This window comes from Pseudomonas sp. GW822-FHT03F04, assembly GCF_058801405.1.
Genome location: NZ_JBXANF010000007.1, coordinates 134,934 through 152,337 on the forward strand (window position 1 = coordinate 134,934; position 17,404 = coordinate 152,337).

The 17,404-nt window shown below is 60.9% G+C and carries 14 protein-coding genes and 1 tRNA gene; 11 read left to right on the forward strand and 4 right to left on the reverse strand.

Going from position 1 to position 17,404, the window contains the following annotated elements:
• Positions 1 to 96: 96 nt before the first annotated feature.
• The 3 genes from rpsO to AC1RMX_RS17885 all read left to right on the forward strand — a co-directional run bounded on the left by rpsO (position 97) and on the right by AC1RMX_RS17885 (position 2,871).
• Positions 97 to 366, forward strand: coding sequence for a 30S ribosomal protein S15 (gene rpsO / locus AC1RMX_RS17875; RefSeq protein ID WP_011332409.1), 270 nt, complete (start codon positions 97 to 99; stop codon positions 364 to 366).
• Positions 367 to 560: 194 nt separating this feature from the next.
• The gene (gene pnp / locus AC1RMX_RS17880; protein WP_096818846.1) at positions 561 to 2,666 is read left to right on the forward strand and encodes a polyribonucleotide nucleotidyltransferase; all 2,106 of its coding nucleotides are present in this window, start codon (positions 561 to 563) and stop codon (positions 2,664 to 2,666) included.
• Positions 2,667 to 2,795: 129 nt separating this feature from the next.
• Positions 2,796 to 2,871, forward strand: a tRNA-Thr gene (locus AC1RMX_RS17885).
• 6 nt (positions 2,872 to 2,877) lie between these two features.
• Here AC1RMX_RS17885 and AC1RMX_RS17890 read toward each other — a convergent pair.
• On the reverse strand, positions 2,878 to 3,381 hold the full coding sequence (locus AC1RMX_RS17890) for a hypothetical protein (protein WP_493072653.1): 504 nt from the start codon (positions 3,379 to 3,381) through the stop codon (positions 2,878 to 2,880).
• A gap of 276 nt (positions 3,382 to 3,657) precedes the next feature.
• On the opposite strand from AC1RMX_RS17890, the gene AC1RMX_RS17895 reads away from it, so the two are divergent.
• On the forward strand, positions 3,658 to 3,963 hold the full coding sequence (locus AC1RMX_RS17895) for a DUF6388 family protein (protein ID WP_493072654.1): 306 nt from the start codon (positions 3,658 to 3,660) through the stop codon (positions 3,961 to 3,963).
• A 51-nt stretch (positions 3,964 to 4,014) separates the two neighbouring features.
• Here the strand turns inward: AC1RMX_RS17895 and nadC are convergent, their stop codons facing one another.
• A complete protein-coding gene (gene nadC, locus AC1RMX_RS17900; protein ID WP_085711842.1) occupies positions 4,015 to 4,863 on the reverse strand; it encodes a carboxylating nicotinate-nucleotide diphosphorylase in 849 nt (282 codons plus the stop codon).
• A 255-nt stretch (positions 4,864 to 5,118) separates the two neighbouring features.
• On the opposite strand from nadC, the gene AC1RMX_RS17905 reads away from it, so the two are divergent.
• From AC1RMX_RS17905 to AC1RMX_RS17925, 5 genes are all read left to right on the forward strand, one after another.
• Positions 5,119 to 7,308, forward strand: coding sequence for a DUF1631 domain-containing protein (locus AC1RMX_RS17905; protein WP_273539757.1), 2,190 nt, complete (start codon positions 5,119 to 5,121; stop codon positions 7,306 to 7,308).
• 64 nt (positions 7,309 to 7,372) lie between these two features.
• Complete coding sequence (gene ampD, locus AC1RMX_RS17910; protein WP_096818851.1) at positions 7,373 to 7,933, forward strand: 1,6-anhydro-N-acetylmuramyl-L-alanine amidase AmpD; 561 nt, start codon at positions 7,373 to 7,375, stop codon at positions 7,931 to 7,933.
• Positions 7,930 to 8,763 (forward strand): regulatory signaling modulator protein AmpE, encoded by an 834-nt coding sequence (gene ampE / locus AC1RMX_RS17915; protein WP_493072655.1) that lies wholly within the window; start codon positions 7,930 to 7,932, stop codon positions 8,761 to 8,763. The genes ampD and ampE overlap by 4 nt, the downstream gene beginning before the upstream one ends.
• A gap of 179 nt (positions 8,764 to 8,942) precedes the next feature.
• Positions 8,943 to 10,973 carry a methyl-accepting chemotaxis protein gene (locus AC1RMX_RS17920; RefSeq protein ID WP_493072656.1) on the forward strand — a complete coding sequence of 677 codons (2,031 nt, stop codon included), beginning with the start codon at positions 8,943 to 8,945 and terminating at the stop codon, positions 10,971 to 10,973.
• Positions 10,974 to 11,127: 154 nt separating this feature from the next.
• Complete coding sequence (locus AC1RMX_RS17925; protein WP_096818857.1) at positions 11,128 to 11,517, forward strand: hypothetical protein; 390 nt, start codon at positions 11,128 to 11,130, stop codon at positions 11,515 to 11,517.
• Here the strand turns inward: AC1RMX_RS17925 and AC1RMX_RS17930 are convergent, their stop codons facing one another.
• A complete protein-coding gene (locus AC1RMX_RS17930) occupies positions 11,518 to 12,294 on the reverse strand; it encodes a TatD family hydrolase (RefSeq protein ID WP_493072657.1) in 777 nt (258 codons plus the stop codon).
• A gap of 3 nt (positions 12,295 to 12,297) precedes the next feature.
• Positions 12,298 to 13,293 carry a catabolite repressor/activator gene (cra, locus tag AC1RMX_RS17935; protein ID WP_096818861.1) on the reverse strand — a complete coding sequence of 332 codons (996 nt, stop codon included), beginning with the start codon at positions 13,291 to 13,293 and terminating at the stop codon, positions 12,298 to 12,300.
• 306 nt (positions 13,294 to 13,599) lie between these two features.
• On the opposite strand from cra, the gene ptsP reads away from it, so the two are divergent.
• Both ptsP and pfkB read left to right on the forward strand, forming a co-directional pair.
• Positions 13,600 to 16,461: a phosphoenolpyruvate--protein phosphotransferase gene (gene ptsP, locus AC1RMX_RS17940; RefSeq protein ID WP_493072658.1), complete on the forward strand. Its 2,862-nt coding sequence runs from the start codon at positions 13,600 to 13,602 to the stop codon at positions 16,459 to 16,461.
• On the forward strand, positions 16,461 to 17,402 hold the full coding sequence (pfkB, locus tag AC1RMX_RS17945; protein WP_493072659.1) for a 1-phosphofructokinase: 942 nt from the start codon (positions 16,461 to 16,463) through the stop codon (positions 17,400 to 17,402). The genes ptsP and pfkB overlap by 1 nt, the downstream gene beginning before the upstream one ends.
• The last annotated feature ends 2 nt before the right edge of the window (positions 17,403 to 17,404 follow it).

Sequence of the window (17,404 nt, forward strand, 5' to 3'; positions counted from 1 at the left end):
AACAGGCACGGTCACTACTCATTTATAGATACAGGGATTTGTCCCTGGCCTGTTGAAACTGTTTTTGAAACAGTTTCCTGATAAAAGGATTGCCTCATGGCTCTCGACGTTCAAGAAAAAGCTCAAATCGTAGCTGACTACCAGCAAGCTGTTGGTGACACTGGTTCGCCAGAAGTGCAAGTTGCACTGCTGACCGCCAACATCAACAAACTGCAAGGTCACTTCAAGGCCAACGGTAAAGACCACCACTCCCGTCGTGGTCTGATCCGCATGGTAAACCAGCGTCGCAAGCTGCTGGACTACCTGAAAGGCAAGGACGTGAGCCGTTACAGCGCTCTGATCGCTCGCCTGGGTCTGCGTCGCTAATCAGCGATTGCGCTAGAGGTTGGTTGTCTGTCGTGCGTCAGTGGGATTCCCGCTGGCGCATGGCAGGCTCCCAGCCTCAAGTTTTATCTGGATACACGTTTTACCCCGGACAGACGTCGGGCCGATTCCCGGCATTGCCCAAGAATTTCGCAAGAAACCAGTTCCCCCAAGAGCCACAAAGAAGGTAGGACACCGTGAACCCGGTAATCAAAAAATTCCAGTTCGGTCAGTCGACCGTTACCCTCGAGACTGGCCGTATCGCCCGTCAGGCCTCCGGCGCAGTATTGGTCACCGTTGACGATGACGTCAGCGTATTGGTGACTGTAGTCGGTGCAAAACAAGCCGATCCGGGCAAGGGTTTCTTCCCTCTGTCCGTTCACTACCAGGAAAAGACTTACGCTGCCGGTAAGATCCCTGGCGGTTTCTTCAAGCGTGAAGGCCGTCCTTCCGAGAAAGAAACCCTGACTTCCCGACTGATCGACCGTCCGATCCGTCCACTGTTCCCAGAAGGTTTCATGAACGAAGTGCAGGTTGTCTGCACCGTCGTTTCCACCAGCAAGAAGACCGATCCGGACATCGCTGCGATGATCGGTACCTCGGCTGCCCTGGCGATCTCGGGCATTCCGTTCGACGGCCCGATCGGCGCCGCTCGCGTTGCTTTCCACGAAAGCACCGGCTACCTGCTGAACCCGACTTACGAGCAGCAAGCTGCTTCGAGCCTGGACATGGTCGTTGCCGGTACTTCGGACGCCGTGCTGATGGTTGAATCGGAAGCCAAAGAGCTGACCGAAGACCAGATGCTGGGCGCGGTACTGTTTGCTCACGACGAGTTCCAGGTTGTGATCAACGCAGTCAAAGAACTGGCCGCTGAAGCCGCCAAGCCAACCTGGACCTGGGCACCTGCTCCAGAAGCCACCGAACTGCTGGGCGCTATCCGTGCCGAGTTCGGCGAAGCGATCTCCCAGGCTTACACCATCACCATCAAGGCCGACCGTTACGCTCGCCTGGGTGAGTTGAAGGATCAGGTTGTTGCCAAGCTGTCCGGCGAAGAAGGCCAGCCTTCGGCTTCCGACGTTAAAGCCGCTTTCGGCGAAATCGAATACCGCACCGTTCGCGAGAACATCGTAAACGGCAAGCCACGTATCGACGGTCGCGACACCCGCACCGTGCGTCCGCTGAACATCGAAGTCGGCGTTCTGCCGAAGACCCACGGTTCGGCGCTGTTCACCCGTGGCGAAACCCAGGCTCTGGTAGTCGCGACTCTGGGCACCGCCCGTGACGCACAGCTGCTGGACACTCTGGAAGGCGAGAAAAAAGACCCGTTCATGCTGCACTACAACTTCCCTCCGTTCTCGGTGGGCGAGTGTGGTCGCATGGGTGGCGCTGGTCGTCGCGAAATCGGTCACGGCCGTCTGGCCCGTCGTTCGGTTTCGGCCATGCTGCCTGCCGCTGACGTGTTCCCGTACACCATCCGTGTGGTTTCGGAAATCACCGAATCCAACGGTTCGAGCTCGATGGCTTCCGTTTGCGGCGCTTCCCTGGCCCTGATGGACGCTGGTGTTCCGATGAAGGCACCGGTTGCCGGTATCGCCATGGGTCTGGTTAAGGAAGGCGAGAAATTCGCTGTTCTGACCGACATCCTGGGTGACGAAGACCACCTGGGCGACATGGACTTCAAAGTAGCCGGTACCGCCAAAGGCGTCACCGCGCTGCAGATGGACATCAAGATCAAGGGCATCACCGAAGAGATCATGGAAATCGCTCTGGGCCAAGCCCTGGAAGCGCGCCTGAACATCCTCGGCCAGATGAACCAGATCATCGGCCAGTCGCGTACCGAGCTGTCGGCCAACGCTCCGACCATGATCGCGATGAAGATCGACACCGACAAGATCCGTGACGTTATCGGTAAAGGTGGCGCGACCATCCGTGCGATCTGCGAAGAAACCAAGGCTTCGATCGACATCGAAGACGACGGTTCGATCAAGATCTTCGGCGAAACCAAGGAAGCGGCTGAAGCTGCACGTCAGCGCGTTCTGGGTATCACCGCAGAAGCCGAGATCGGCAAGATCTACGTCGGCAAGGTTGAGCGCATCGTCGACTTCGGCGCATTCGTCAACATCCTGCCAGGCAAGGATGGTCTGGTTCACATCTCGATGCTGAGCGACGCTCGCGTAGAGAAAGTGACCGACATCCTGAAAGAAGGCCAGGAAGTGGAAGTACTGGTACTGGACGTGGACAACCGCGGCCGTATCAAACTGTCCATCAAAGACGTGGCAGCGGCCAAGGCTTCGGGCGTTTAATCACCCCGTCGCTTTAGCGCAATAAAAATGCCCCGCCGTGAAAACGGCGGGGCATTTTTTTGCCTGCGAAATATCGAGACATTCAGCGAAGTTGCCGACCTTCAAGACCAGTGCTAGGTTTAGCCCACCGCCCGTGTAGCTCAGCCGGTAGAGCAGCGCACTCGTAACGCGAAGGTCGCAGGTTCGATTCCTGTCTCGGGCACCACTTCTCTTATTTCACCTTGCGGCTCAACTCCTCGACGGTACGTTTGAGCTGATCCATCGCGCGATCCTGATCGTTGAGCTTCTGTTTGAGGCTGGAGATCTCGCTGTTGTTCGAACTGGAGCTGGAGCCGCTGTTGCGCTTGAGGTCTTCGACCTGACGGCTCAGCGTATCGAGCTGACGGTCCTGTTCCTTGACCTTGTTCTTCAGATCGTCGATTTCTCTGCCGCTGGAGCTTGAGCTGGAACCGCTGCTGCGCTTGAACTCTTCGATCTGACGCGACTGCTCATTGACGGTGTCGCGCATCTTTTTCAGTTCCTCGACACCGATGCCGCTCTTGATCACTACGTCTTTGCCGAAATCGTTGTGAATGGCGGAGATCTGGTCGCCATAGGAAGGGCTGCTGCTACTCAGTTCAACTGCCATTGCGCTGGCCGGCAGGGCCAGGGTGCCCAGCAGGGCGGTCAGAGCGGTGGCGGACACAACAGAAGTAATCTTCGAAAAGCTGCGCATCACTGGGTTTCCTTGTGAACAGCGAAGGTAAGTGCCGATATGGCACATCGCTATGACTTGGAATTCCGGTTTATGTTCCCCAGGTCAACTTTTTGTGGGAGAGATGTAAAGACCCGTGTAATTCGCTCGTCAAACGTCCTATATTCGTTGTCTGCATGAGCATCGCCCAGCAGTTTTCAGATGATCCCGAATGGTTCCGAAGGCCGGACAATCCGCGTCAGAGAGATCCTTGATGATCCAGATCCATCTTCCATTCCCATGATCAGCGAGAACGACATGACTGTGAAAGAATTGACCCAAGAGCAAAGGCACGAACAGGCGCTGGAAAAGTACATACTTGATGCGTCGGAGCTGATGGACGAGATCAAGGATCTGAGTCCCGATGAGCAGAAAGACCAGATCCAATGGGCGTTCGAAGACGAAGCCGAAGCCCAGGGATTGCAGCCGTGGGAACTGACGCTCAAATACACCAGCACCCCTGAAGAGTTCGAGGCCAAGCGCCTGGAGCTGCACAAGGAGGCGGCTGAAGTGCTGGGCGTCGAGTGGGAAGAGTACTGCGAGATGAACAATCTGGTGGTCTGAAACAAAAACGCCAGCCTCGAAAGGGCTGGCGTTTTTTATTGCGCGTTCGATTCAGAGGCTGAGTCGCATCGACAGGTCTACGGCCTTCACATCCTTGGTCATCGCACCGATCGAGATGTAATCCACCCCGGTCTGTGCAATCGGCAGCAACGTGCTTTCGTTGATGCCGCCACTGGCCTCCAGTTTCGCCTTGCCGCCGTTCAGGCGCACGGCTTCGCGCATGTCATCGAGGCTCAGTTCGTCGAGCATGATGATGTCGGCGCCTGCCGCCAGCGCTTCCTTCAGTTCATCCAGGCTTTCCACTTCGATTTCCACTGGTTTGCCCGGCGCGATCTTGTGCGCGGCGGCAATGGCCTGCGGGATTCCGCCGCTGGCGGCGATGTGGTTTTCCTTGATCAGGAACGCGTCGTACAGGCCGATGCGATGGTTATGGCAACCGCCGCAGGTGACCGCGTACTTCTGCGCCAGACGCAGGCCCGGCAGGGTCTTGCGGGTGTCGAGCAGTTTCACGTCGGTTTCTGCGACGAAGTCCGCAAGGTATTGCGCGCGGGTGGCCACGCCGGACAGCAACTGCAGAAAATTCAGGGCGCTGCGTTCGCCGGTCAACAGCGAACGGGCCGGGCCTTCCAGGTGAAACAACGGCTGGTTCGGCGAAACCCGTTCGCCATCGCGTACCTGCCAGTGCACCGCCACCCGAGGATCGAGCTGACGGAACACCGTATCGACCCAGGCTGTGCCGCAGATCACGGCAGCGTCACGGGTGATGATGGTGGCTTTGGCCAGGCGTTCGGCCGGGATCAGTTGCGCGGTGATGTCGCCGCTGCCGATGTCTTCGAGCAACGCACGGCGCACGTTGGCTTCGATTTCGGCGGTCAAATCGGCGAGACGTAGATTCGGCATAACGGGCTCCACAAACTAAGTGGCCCGATTATAGGGGCATGGCATCGACCAACCCAAGGCGAGAACTTCCCCGTTGGCTTGCATCCGGTCGAATTTCTTTGAGCAAACCCGATTCCCTGGTGGTCACTTGAAGGTGTCGGCGTCTAGGGGAAACCCTGACGCCTCTGGCGCCGGATGCAACTTTTGCAAGATAATCCGCCTTGCATTTGACGCCATAGCTTTGACGTAGGCAAATCACCGTTTCAGGAGGCTTGGATGCACAACGACGGGAATGTAGTGCCTTTGCACAAGGCTGCTACCGATCAGGCGACTCACTCGCCGCTCGCCCGCCTGCCTGTGATTCTGCTTCAGGTTCGCGACAAGGCTGCACAGCGCCTGCGCAACGGTTTGCAGGAGCTGTTCGATAACGCCGACGACACGCTGTTCGAAATGGCCGACCGGGCGCGCAACGACGTCGAACAGAACATCTTTTTCGAAGCCATGCGCGACCTGCGCCTCAAGCGCAAGAACATCGAGCGTGGCTTTCTCGAGCAATTCTTCGAGGCCTTTGTCGGCCTCACTCAATATGATCCCGCCCAGAATGTCGTGTCTCATGCATTGCAGTACGAAGACACCACGGCGCGCACCGACGACATGGAGCGCAGCGTAGCGATCGAGACCATGGTCGGCCGTGTGCTGAATCGCGACGGTTTCGCCCTCGATCAATTGACCGCGCGGCTCAGCGCGCTGCTGGGCAAATCCCTCGATGATCAACACAACCCGCTGGGCCCGGCGATGCTGTGTGAGTACTTCCTGCAGGCCGGGCGCAATCTGGGCGTGGAGATCAAGGTCAAACTGATCCTGCTCAAACTGTTCGAGCGCTACGTGTTGGCCGATACCGACCAGCTCTTCGCGGAGGCCAATCAACTGTTGGTCGCTACAGGCGTGTTGCCCGAGCTGAAACCGGCACCGGCCCGTCGCGCCAGGGATCATGCTTCGGCCAGTGCACACAGCGAATTCGACGATCTCGATCAATCCCCGGCGGACGCGGGTGTGCAGGAGGTTTTCGCCGCACTCCAGGAACTGTTGATGCACGTGCGCGGCAGCGTCGCGCCGACCCTTGAGCCAAGCGCGGCGACTCAGCCGATTTCCACCCGCGACCTGCTGCGCCTGCTCTCGCATTTACAGCAGTACGTGCCGGCGCTGGCGGGGCAGGAAGACTTCGATCTGCGCAATCAGCTTGAGCAATTGCTGACCCGGGTCAGCGTGAAAAGCGGTAAATCACGGATCGTCGGTGGCGCCGACGAGGACGTGATCAACCTGGTTGCCATGGTTTTCGACTGCATTCTGGATGACCGCAACCTGCCGGATTCGCTCAAGGCGTTGATCGCCCGGTTGCAGATTCCGATGTTGAAAGTCGCGGTGATCGACAAGAGCTTTTTCAGCCGCAGCAGCCACCCGGCGCGACGCCTGCTCAACGAAATCGCCGAAGCGGCCATGGGCTGGGGCGAGTGCGACGGCGACGCGCGCGACAGCCTTTATCTGCGCATCGAACAAGTGGTGCAGCGTCTGCTGACGGACTTCGTCGATGACCCGGCGATTTTCTCCGAGCTGCTGGCGGATTTTCTCACCTTCACCAGCGACGAGCGCCGCCGCAGTGAATTGCTTGAACAGCGTCTGCGCGATGCCGAAGAGGGCCGCGCGAAAACCGAACTGGCCCGTCTGCGTGTCGAACAGGCGTTGAACCAGGCGATGCTGGGCAAAGTCCTGCCGCCGTCGGTGGTGACCTTCGTCCAGACGGCCTGGGGCAAGGTGTTGCTGCTGACGTGCCTCAAGCACGGCGATCAGTCCGCCGAATGGCAAGCCGACGTGCAGACCATGGAGCAGTTGATCTGGAGTGTGCAGCGTCACGAGGATGCCGAGTCAGGCTTGCGCTTGCTGTCGCTGGTGCCGGGCTTGCTCAAGTCGCTGCGTGACGGGCTGAGCAGTTCCGCCTTCGACCCGTTCGCCACCAGCGAGTTTTTCAGTGCGCTGGAAGCATTGCACGTTCGTTTGCTGCAGCCCTCCGTCGAGCCGGATCAGGTTGAATCGCCGCCGATGATCCAGGTGTCGCAAGCCATCGTTCTGCAGACCGCCGACGAAGGCAATCTGACCTTGGGCGCGGGGCGTTTGCCGGCCGATGAGGCGAGCCTGCGCCAGGTCGATCAATTGCGTCTGGGCAGTTGGGTGGCGTTCGAAGAGGATGAAGAACACACGTTGCGCTGCAAACTGGCGGCAATTATCGAGGCGACCGGCAAGTATGTGTTTGTCGACCGCACCGGGATGAAAGTGCAGGAGCGCAATCGCATCGCCCTGGCCATGGAGTTCCGTCGCGGGACGGTGCGGGCGCTGGATGACACCTTGTTGTTCGACCGCGCGCTGGAGTCGGTGCTCGGTAACTTGCGGCGGCTCAATCGCGGCAAGTGATCGCGCGCCAGGGGCCGATCACGGCATACTGGGCGCCAACACAGTCGGCGTTGAAGGAATCGGTATGCAGTTGGATCCCGCAAGCGGGTGGTGTCACGGGGTGCAGGTCTGCCCGTCGCCCAACTTCAATGAACGCCCGGCGGGCGAAGTGTCCCTGTTGGTCATCCACAACATCAGCCTGCCGCCGGCGCAGTTCGCCACCGGCAAGGTGCAGGAATTTTTCCAGAATCGTCTGGATGTCACGGAGCATCCCTATTTTGCAGGGATCGCCGACCTGCGCGTCTCCGCGCATTTCCTGATCGAACGTGACGGCAAGGTCACCCAGTTTGTCTCCTGTCTTGAGCGTGCCTGGCATGCCGGCGTTTCGGTGTTCGAAGGGCGGGAAACCTGTAACGATTTTTCTGTGGGCATCGAACTCGAAGGTACCGATGATCTGCCGTTCACCGATGCGCAGTATCAGGCGTTGATCGTGCTGACCCGCCATTTGCAAAAAGCGTTTCCGGCGATCACTGTCGAACGTATCTGCGGGCACAGCGATATCGCACCCGGACGCAAGACCGACCCTGGACCCGCATTCGACTGGGCACGCTACCGCGCCGCCCTGGCACAAGAGGAAGGACAATGAGTTTTCTGGTGTTACTGCTGGCGGTCTGGATCGAGAAGTTCTCGGCCCTGCGCCATCGGGTTCAACGCGATGGCGGATGGATCCGCGAACTGCACAAGCTTGAAAGCGGCAATCTGGCAAAACGGCCGTGGCTGGTGCTGGTCATTCTGGTTCTCCTGCCGGTGGCGTTGCTGGGGTTACTGCTGGTGGTGCTGGATCCGGTCGCCTACGGCTTGCTGGCCCTGCCGGTGCATCTGCTGGTGGTGATTTACAGCCTGGGTCGCGGCGATCTGCTCGGCGGTCTGGGCCCGTTCCGCGATGCCTGGCGCCGGGAAGACTTGCAGGCCGCCGCCCATGTGGCCAAACGCGATCTGGATATCTGTGCCGAAAATGGCGAGCAATTGCTGGAGCAAGTGCAGCGCCATCTGTTGTGGCAGGCCTACCAGAGCTTCTTTGCAGTGATTTTCTGGTACTTCCTGCTCGGTCCGGTTGCCGCGCTGAGCTATCGCCTGCTGGCGCTGGCTGAAGAAAACGCGCAGAACCCGGCACTGGCCGAGCGGGCAGGGCAACTGCGGCACGCGTTCGACTGGGTGCCGGTGCGCCTGCTGGCGGCGAGTTTCGCCCTGGTCGGCAACTTTGTTGCGGTCAGCCGGGTCATGCTGCATGAACTGTTGAACTGGAACATCAGCGCCGCGCAATTGATCAACAAGGTCGGTCTGGCTGCCGGGGAAATCCCGCCCGCCGCGGTCGGCCCGGAAGGCATCAACACCCTCGATTGCCTGTGGGAATTGCTGCTGCGTGCCGCCGTGTTGTGGTATGCCGGATTTGCGCTGTGGACCGTGCTGCACTAGCACTTCTGTCGTCCTGTTGTAGTCCATGCGTGTAGCGAGGGGGGCAATCCCCCTCGTTAACCTTAAGTTACAAAACCTCCCTTCGATTTGAGCTATACAGAGATAGCGCCCGATAGTGGCTATCTGCTGTCGCCCCGCGCCTGCCAATAAAAACAAGAAAAAACCAAGGGAGACTTCCAGTGAAGAGCTTGCTCTATCCCGCCGTCTCGCTGATGAACCGCTTGAGCTTCGGCATGAAGTTCAGCCTGATCAGCGTGCTGTTCCTGGTACCGATGCTGGTGACCAACTTCTATCTGGTGCGCGATTCCTATCGCGAATTCCAGGGCACCCGGGTGGAGTTGCAAAGCCTCGACCTGCTGGGCAGCAGCCTGACCCTGCGTCGGGATCTGGAAACCCTCAACAACCTGGTGCAGATCAACGTCACCCTCGGCCAGTCGGGCAAGGCCGGCAATGTCGAAGCGCAAATCACTGGCCTTGAGCAAAACGTACTGGCGCGCCTGCAAGGGCTGACGGCCATGACCGAGGAGCCGGAGCAGATCAAGGTCTTCGATGCCAAGCGCGATGAGATGATTACCGCGTTCAAGGCCCAGCAAGCGGAAAACTCCCTGCAAAGCAAAAGTGCGCTGATCGGCAAGCTGCTCGGCAGCGCACAGATTTTCAGTCAGATCATCGCCAGCCAGGCCGGTCTGAGCCGCGACACCCAGAGCGATATCCGCCAACTCAGCGAACTGGTCACCGCGATCACGCCTGCCATTACCCAGACCCTTGGTGAAGGCCGGGCCATGGGTTCTTATTCATTGGGGCAGGGGTTTCTCAACAGTTCCTCCAGCACCCGGTTCGATGAGCTGCTGGCACAGATCGAAAAACTTCAGGGCGAGTACGGGCTGAAATTGCAGGATGCGCTGGGCTCAAGCAAGGCCGCACGGGACTCGCTGAGTACCGTGGCCGACGCCAGCAAGGCCTCGCTGAAGCAGGCCAGCGAAATATTCGAAGAGCAAGTGGTGGTCGCCGAGACCCTCGATGCGCCGTGGCAGGCGTTTTATGATCAGGTCACGGGCCTGATGGACCGGACTTACCAGCTCAATGAAGCCACCCTGAAATTCCTCGATACCCAATTGCAGCAGCGTCTGGCGCAGAACCGCACGCACATGGTGTTGCAGGCCGTGGCGCTGTCGGTGGTGTTCGTGTTGATTTTCTATCTCTATGGCGGCTTCTACGCCTCGACCCGCACCACGCTCAAACGCCTTGGCGCGATGATGGACAAAGTCGCGGCCGGGGACATGACGGTCAACTTCGTAGCCCATAGTCGCGATGAGCTGGGCGAACTGGGTGAGGTGTTCAATGGCACGGTGCGCAAGATCCATGACCTGATCGAGCGGGTCGGGCATACCGTCGGCGAAGTCGAGCGTCAGGCCGGGCAAGTGGAAAACGTCTCGGCGCAAAGCAATCAGGCCGTGGCCGGACAGCGCACCCAGATCGAACAAGTGGCTACGGCCATGAACCAGATGTCGGCCACCTCGCAGGAAGTCGCCCGCAGTGCGGCGGCTGCGGTGAGCAGCGCCCACAGCGTCAACGACGAAACCATCAGCGGACGTGGCCTGGTGGAGTCGCAACAGGGCAGCATCGCGGCACTGGCCAGCGAGATTGATCAGTCGGTGCTGGTGATCAACCAGTTGGCCAGCGACAGCCAGTCGATCAGCCGGGTGCTGGAGGTGATCAAGAGCATCGCCGAGCAGACCAATCTGCTGGCCCTCAACGCGGCGATCGAGGCGGCGCGGGCCGGGGAACAGGGGCGGGGCTTTGCCGTGGTGGCGGACGAGGTACGAACCCTGGCTAAGCGCACTCAACAATCGACCGAAGAAATCGAGCAGATGATCGCCAGGCTTCACGGCGGGGTCGGCGCAGCGGTGAAGGCCATGGGTGTCAGTCATTCGATGGCCAACGGCACGGTTGGGCAGTCGGAAAAGGTCCAGCAAGCGCTGGAAAACATCCTCGGTGCGGTAGGCATGATCGTCGATCAGAACCAGCAGATCGCGGCTGCCGTGGAGCAGCAGACTGCTGTCGCCCATGACATCGACCAGAACATCGTCGAGATCAACCGCGCCGGTGAGCGCACGGCCGAAGGTGCCTATCAGACCGAAAACGCGAGTCGGGCCCTGTCGGCGCAGGTGGTTGAGTTGAAGCAGTTGATCAGCGCCTTCCGGGTCTGAACGAGTCTGCCTCTCAGGAGGCAGGTTTGTCGGAATAATTTGTAGTACTTCTTTGCTTACGTTTGTAAGCAATTTCCTGATTTCCTCCGTGCTCTGATTTTTCGTCTTCAATGGATCAAGATCACATCAACTGACCGTTTGGAGGAGGCCACGCATGTCTGTTGCAACCCTGGGAGTCCAGGGCCGCTGTGCCCATTGTCAGACCACGCTGCTGCTCAAACCCTGGCAACTGAATGCCATCGCGATCAATGAACCGTTCACCTGTGCCCACTGCCAGAAAAGCTTGGAGCTGCGCTGCCCGAAACAGATCAGACGCTTCAGATCCCTCGATTCGCTGGGCTGGTTGCGCTTCAGTGCATCGTTGACGGTGTGCACCGCGTTGCTGGTGGCGCTGGTGATGGAATGGATCGGGCTGCTCAACGTGACGGAACAGTTGAATGCCTCTTTGATCGTGATTTTCGTGTACTTCGCACTGATGCGCCTGGTTCACCACCGCCAACACATGACCCTGACGCTCGACGCCGTCAGGTCCCTCGACGACTGACTACCAGCCGAACACTTCGCAGCCGTTGGCAGTGCTGGCCTCGGCGAGTTGTTCTGCAGTGACGTTCATCAACCCGGCAAGTGCCGTGCAGATGGCCGGCAAATGCGCCGGTGTATTGCGCACGCCGGGGTACATGGCGGGTGCCATGTCCGGTGAGTCGGTTTCTAGCACCACCGAACCCAGTGGCAAGTCGGCCAGCACCCGATGCATGCGCAAGGCCTGGGGCCAGGTGGGTGCGCCACCGAGGCCGAGTTTGAAACCGAGTTTGATGTATTCCCGCGCTTCTTCACGACTGCCGGCGAAGGCATGGATGATGCCCCCGCGCATGAGCTTGAAGCGCTTGAGCGTGGCAATCACCGCCGCATGACTGCGCCGCACATGAATCAACGCCGGTAATTCGAAATCCGCTGCCAGTTGCAGTTGCGCGTCGAACAGCGCTTGCTGGCGTTCGCGGTCGAGGGTTTCGATGAAGTAATCCAGTCCGATTTCGCCGACGGCGCACAGTTGCCGATGACCGCGCAGCCGTGTCAGCCAATCGCCCAGTGCAAGCAAATCTTCTGGCCGATGCTGATCGAGATAGACCGGGTGCAAGCCGAAAGCGGCGTACAGTTCGGGATCGCTTTGCACCAGATCCCACACCCGCTGCCAGTTGCCCTCATATACCCCCAGCACCACCATCCGCCGCACCCCGAGGGCACGGCTTTCCGCCAGCAACGCCGCACGGTCGGCGTCGAAGTCGGGAAAGTCCAGGTGGGTGTGGCTGTCGATCAGCTCCACGGCTCAGTCCCGATGAATACGCTGCTTGAAGGTACGAGCGATGGCCTGTACGCCAGGCTGGTAATCAGATTGCTCGACCGCCGCCAGCGCCAATGCCAGCGCCTTGTCGGCGATCAACTGGTGCTGCTGGGCCATGGCGTTGACCGGCAGCGGCAGGAAGTCCAGCAACTGGGTGTCGCCAAATGTGCCGAGACGCAGCGGGCGGTTTTTCAGCGGGAAGTCATGCAGCGCGTCGAACACACCCTGCAACAGCACGTAGGACGTGGTCACCAGCGCATCCGGCAAATGCCCGAGGCGTTGCAGGAGTTCTTCCATCAATTGCTTGCCGCACTCGCGGCTGAAGGACTCGGCGTGTTCGATCAGCACTTCGCCCTTGAAGCCGGTGAGGGCCTGTTTGAAGCCGGCGGCACGTTCCTGGCTGATGCTCAGTTCCGGGCGGGCGCCCAGCAGCACGATCTGTTTCGGCTGCGGGTCGAGCAGGCTTTCGGTGAGGTGCAGGCTGGCCTCGCGGTCGTCGCTGACCACCGAGCAGAAGTGCTCGGGGTCCATCACTCGGTCGATGGCGATGACCGGCAAACCCTTGGCCTGCAACTGGCGATAACTGTCATCACCGGCCGGTAGGCAACTGGCAACGATCAACGCATCGCAGCGCCGGGCGCGGAACAGTTGCAGCAGTTGCCGTTCGCTGTCCGGCGCATCGTCGGAACTGGCGATCAGCAACTGATAGCCCCGCGCCCGGGCGCCTTGTTCCAGCAGCTTGGCGATCCGCGCGTAACTGGGGTTTTCCAGGTCCGGCAGGATGAAACCCAGGGTCCGGGTGTGCCGACTGCGCAGCCCGGCCGCCTGGGGATTGGGGGTAAAGCCGTGCTGATCGACCACCGCCCGCACCCGCTCGACGGTCGCGGTGCTGATGCGTTGCTGTTCGGCCTTGCCGTTGATGACGTAGCTGGCGGTGGTCACGGACACTCCGGCCAACCGCGCGATATCACTGAGTTTCAACCCGGGATTTCCTTGTTTTTTCGAGCTTGCCGCCACATTTTCGCCAATCCTACCCGATTCAGGCAGGCGACCATTGTCGCAGCGCATCCGACAAGTTGGACTTCAAGGATGAGACATTATCGAGTAACGTGCCGATCAATCTAGATTAAACGTTTCAGCAAGCGTATTTTCTACGTTTTAGACGCCTTTGGCCGGTGCTGCCGTGAAACCGCCAAAACTGCCTCCTGAAAGGGAAGCGCACAAGCGCCTAAGCTGGAACCATTCAAAACAATACCTGGCGCCCCGTGACGCCAAAAAGGAGAACGCATGCTCGAGCTCACTATAGAGCAGATATCCATGGGCCAATCGGCTGTGGATAAACCCGCTGCCCTGCAATTGCTGGCCGATCATCTGGTGGCCGATGGTCTGGTCGCCGACGGTTACCTTGCCGGTTTGCAGGCGCGGGAAGCCCAGGGCTCGACCTTTCTCGGCCAAGGCATTGCGATCCCGCATGGCACGCCCGAAACCCGCGATCAGGTGTTTGCCACCGGCGTTCGGCTGATGCAGTTTCCCGACGGCGTGGATTGGGGCGACGGCCAGATCGTCTATCTGGCCATCGGTATCGCCGCCAAATCCGACGAACACCTGCGCCTGCTGCAATTGCTGACCCGCGCCCTCGGCGAAACCGATCTGGGCCAGGCCCTGCGCCGCGCCAGTTCGCCCGAAGCGCTGCTGAAGCTGCTGCAAGGCGCGCCACAGGAACTGGCGCTGGATGCGCAGATGATCGGCCTCGGGGTCTCCGCCGACGATTTCGAAGAACTGGTCTGGCGCGGTGCACGTCTGCTGCGTCAGGCCGATTGCGTGAGCAACGGTTTTGCCGGTGTGTTGCAGCAAGTCGAAGCGCTGCCGCTGGGCGATGGCCTGTGGTGGCTGCACAGCGAGCAGACCGTGAAGCGTCCGGGCCTGGCCTTCGTCACTCCGGACAAGCCGATGCGTTACCTCGGTCAGCCACTCAGCGGTCTGTTTTGCCTGGCCAGCCTCGGCGAAGCGCATCAGGCGTTGCTGGAGCGTTTGTGCGCGTTGCTGATCGAAGGTCGTGGCCATGAACTGGGCCGCGCCACCAGCAGCCGCAAAGTCCTCGAAGTGCTCGGCGGCGAGTTGCCTGCGGACTGGCCGAGTGCGCGTATCGCACTGGCCAACGCCCATGGTTTGCATGCGCGGCCGGCGAAGATCCTCGCCCAACTGGCGAAGAGTTTTGACGGTGAGATGCGCATCCGCATCGTCGACGGCCAGGACAGCGCCGTGTCGGTGAAAAGCCTGAGCAAACTGCTGAGCCTCGGCGCCCGTCGCGGCCAGGTGCTGGAAATCATCGCCGAACCGAGCATCGCCGCCGACGCCTTGCCGGCCTTGCTGGCGGCCATCGAAGAAGGCCTCGGCGAAGAAGTCGAACCGTTGCCGGCCGTGAGCCAACAACGAGAAGTGATCGCCGACATCGCCGAAGTCTTGAGCGCCCCGGCCTCCGGCAGCCTGCTGCAAGCCATTCCCGCCGCCCCCGGCATTGCCATCGGCCCGGCGCACATTCAGGTCCAGCAAACCATTGATTACCCGTTGCGCGGTGAGTCTGCCGCCATCGAGCGCGAGCGTCTGAAAAATGCCCTGGCCGACGTGCGTCAGGACATCCAAGGCCTGATCGAGCGCAGCAAGGCCAAGGCAATCCGCGAGATTTTCATCACCCACCAGGAAATGCTCGACGACCCGGAGCTCACCGACGAAGTCGACACCCGTCTCAAGCAGGGCGAAAGCGCCGAGGCAGCGTGGATGGCGGTGATCGAGGCCGCCGCAAAACAACAGGAAGCGTTGCAGGACGCCTTGCTCGCCGAACGTGCTGCCGATCTGCGCGACATCGGGCGTCGAGTGCTGGCGCAACTGTGCGGCGTGCAGACGCCCACCGAGCCTGAGCAGCCGTACATTCTGGTGATGGATGAGGTCGGCCCGTCCGACGTCGCGCGTCTGGATCCGGCGCGGGTCGCGGGGATTCTTACCGCCCGTGGTGGCGCCACCGCTCACAGCGCCATCGTGGCGCGCGCGCTGGGGATTCCGGCGCTGGTCGGTGCGGGCGCTGCGGTATTGCTGCTGAAACCGGGCACGCCGTTGCTGCTCGATGGCCAGCGCGGTCGCCTGCATGTCGATGCCGATGCCGCGACCTTGCAACGCGCCACCGAAGAACGTGACACCCGCGAACAACGCCTGAAGGCCGCCGCCGAACAACGCCATCAACCGGCGCACACCACCGACGGCCACGCCGTGGAAGTGTTCGCCAACATCGGCGAAAGCGCCGGTGTCACCAGCGCGGTGGAGCAGGGCGCCGAAGGCATCGGTCTGTTGCGCACCGAGCTGATTTTCATGGCCCACCCGCAGGCGCCGGACGAGGCGACTCAGGAAGCCGAATACCGCCGCGTCCTCGACGGCCTCGCCGGTCGGCCGCTGGTGGTGCGCACTCTCGACGTCGGCGGCGATAAACCGCTGCCGTATTGGCCGATTGCCAAGGAAGAAAACCCGTTCCTCGGCGTACGCGGGATTCGCCTGACCTTGCAGCGTCCGCAGATCATGGAAGCGCAGTTGCGCGCCTTGCTGCGCTCGGCGGACAACCGCCCGCTGCGGATCATGTTCCCGATGGTCGGCAGCGTCGACGAGTGGCGTCAGGCTCGCGACATGACCGAGCGGCTGCGCCTGGAAATCCCGGTCGCCGACCTGCAACTGGGGATCATGATCGAAGTGCCGTCCGCCGCGTTGCTGGCGCCAGTGCTGGCCAAAGAAGTCGATTTCTTCAGCGTCGGCACCAATGACCTGACGCAATACACCCTGGCCATCGACCGCGGTCATCCGACCCTGTCCGCCCAGGCTGACGGCCTGCACCCGGCGGTGCTGCAACTGATCGACATCACCGTGCGCGCGGCCCATGCCCACGGCAAATGGGTCGGCGTCTGTGGCGAACTGGCGGCGGACCCGCTGGCGGTGCCGGTGCTGGTCGGTCTGGGAGTGGATGAGCTGAGCGTGTCCGGACGCAGCATCGCCGAGGTCAAGGCGCGCATCCGCGAACTCAGCCTGACCCAGACTCAAACCCTTGCTCAACAAGCCCTGGCCGTGGGCAGCGCCAACGAAGTGCGCGCATTAGTGGAGGCCCTGTAATGGCCAAGATTCTTACCCTGACCCTCAACCCGGCGCTGGACCTCACGGTGCAGTTGCCGCGTCTGGAAGCCGGTCAGGTCAATCGCAGCGACGAAATGCACACTCACGCCGCCGGCAAGGGCGTCAACGTCGCGCAAGTGCTGGCCGACCTCGGTCATCAACTGACGGTCAGCGGCTTTCTCGGCGAAGACAATCTGCAGGCGTTCGAAACCCTGTTCGCCAAGCGTGGTTTTGTCGACGCCTTCATCCGCGTGCCGGGCGAGACCCGCAGCAACATCAAGGTCGCGGAACGGGACGGACGCATCACCGACATCAACGGCCCGGGCCCGGTGGTCGGCGTGGTGGCGCAACAGGCGTTGCTGGAGCGTCTGGTGCAGATTGCACCGGGGCATGACGCGGTGGTGGTCGCCGGCAGTCTGCCGCGCGGGGTCAGTGCGAAGTGGTTGCGTGAGTTGATCGAGCGCCTGAAGGGCCTGGGCCTGAAAGTCGCGCTGGACACCAGCGGCGAAGCGTTGCGCACGGCACTCAAGGCTGGCCCGTGGCTGATCAAACCGAATACCGAAGAGCTGGCGGATGCGCTGGGCTGTGAAGTGGTGTCGCACGCGTCTCAGGCCGAAGCCTCCAATCGGCTGCACGCTCAAGGCATCGAGCATGTGGTGATTTCCCACGGTGCCGAGGGGGTGAACTGGTTCAGTGTCGGCTCGGCGTTGCACGCCACGCCGCCGAAGGTCAGCGTCGCCAGTACGGTCGGTGCCGGCGATTCGTTGCTGGCCGGCATGCTGCACGGTCTGCTTAGCGCCGATACGCCGGAGCAAACCCTGCGCACGGCCACGGCGATTGCGGCGCAGGCGGTGACCCAGATCGGATTCGGTATTCACGATGCTGCGCAACTGACGCAGCTCGAACAGGGCGTGCGCGTGCGTCCCCTGACAGAACAATAAGA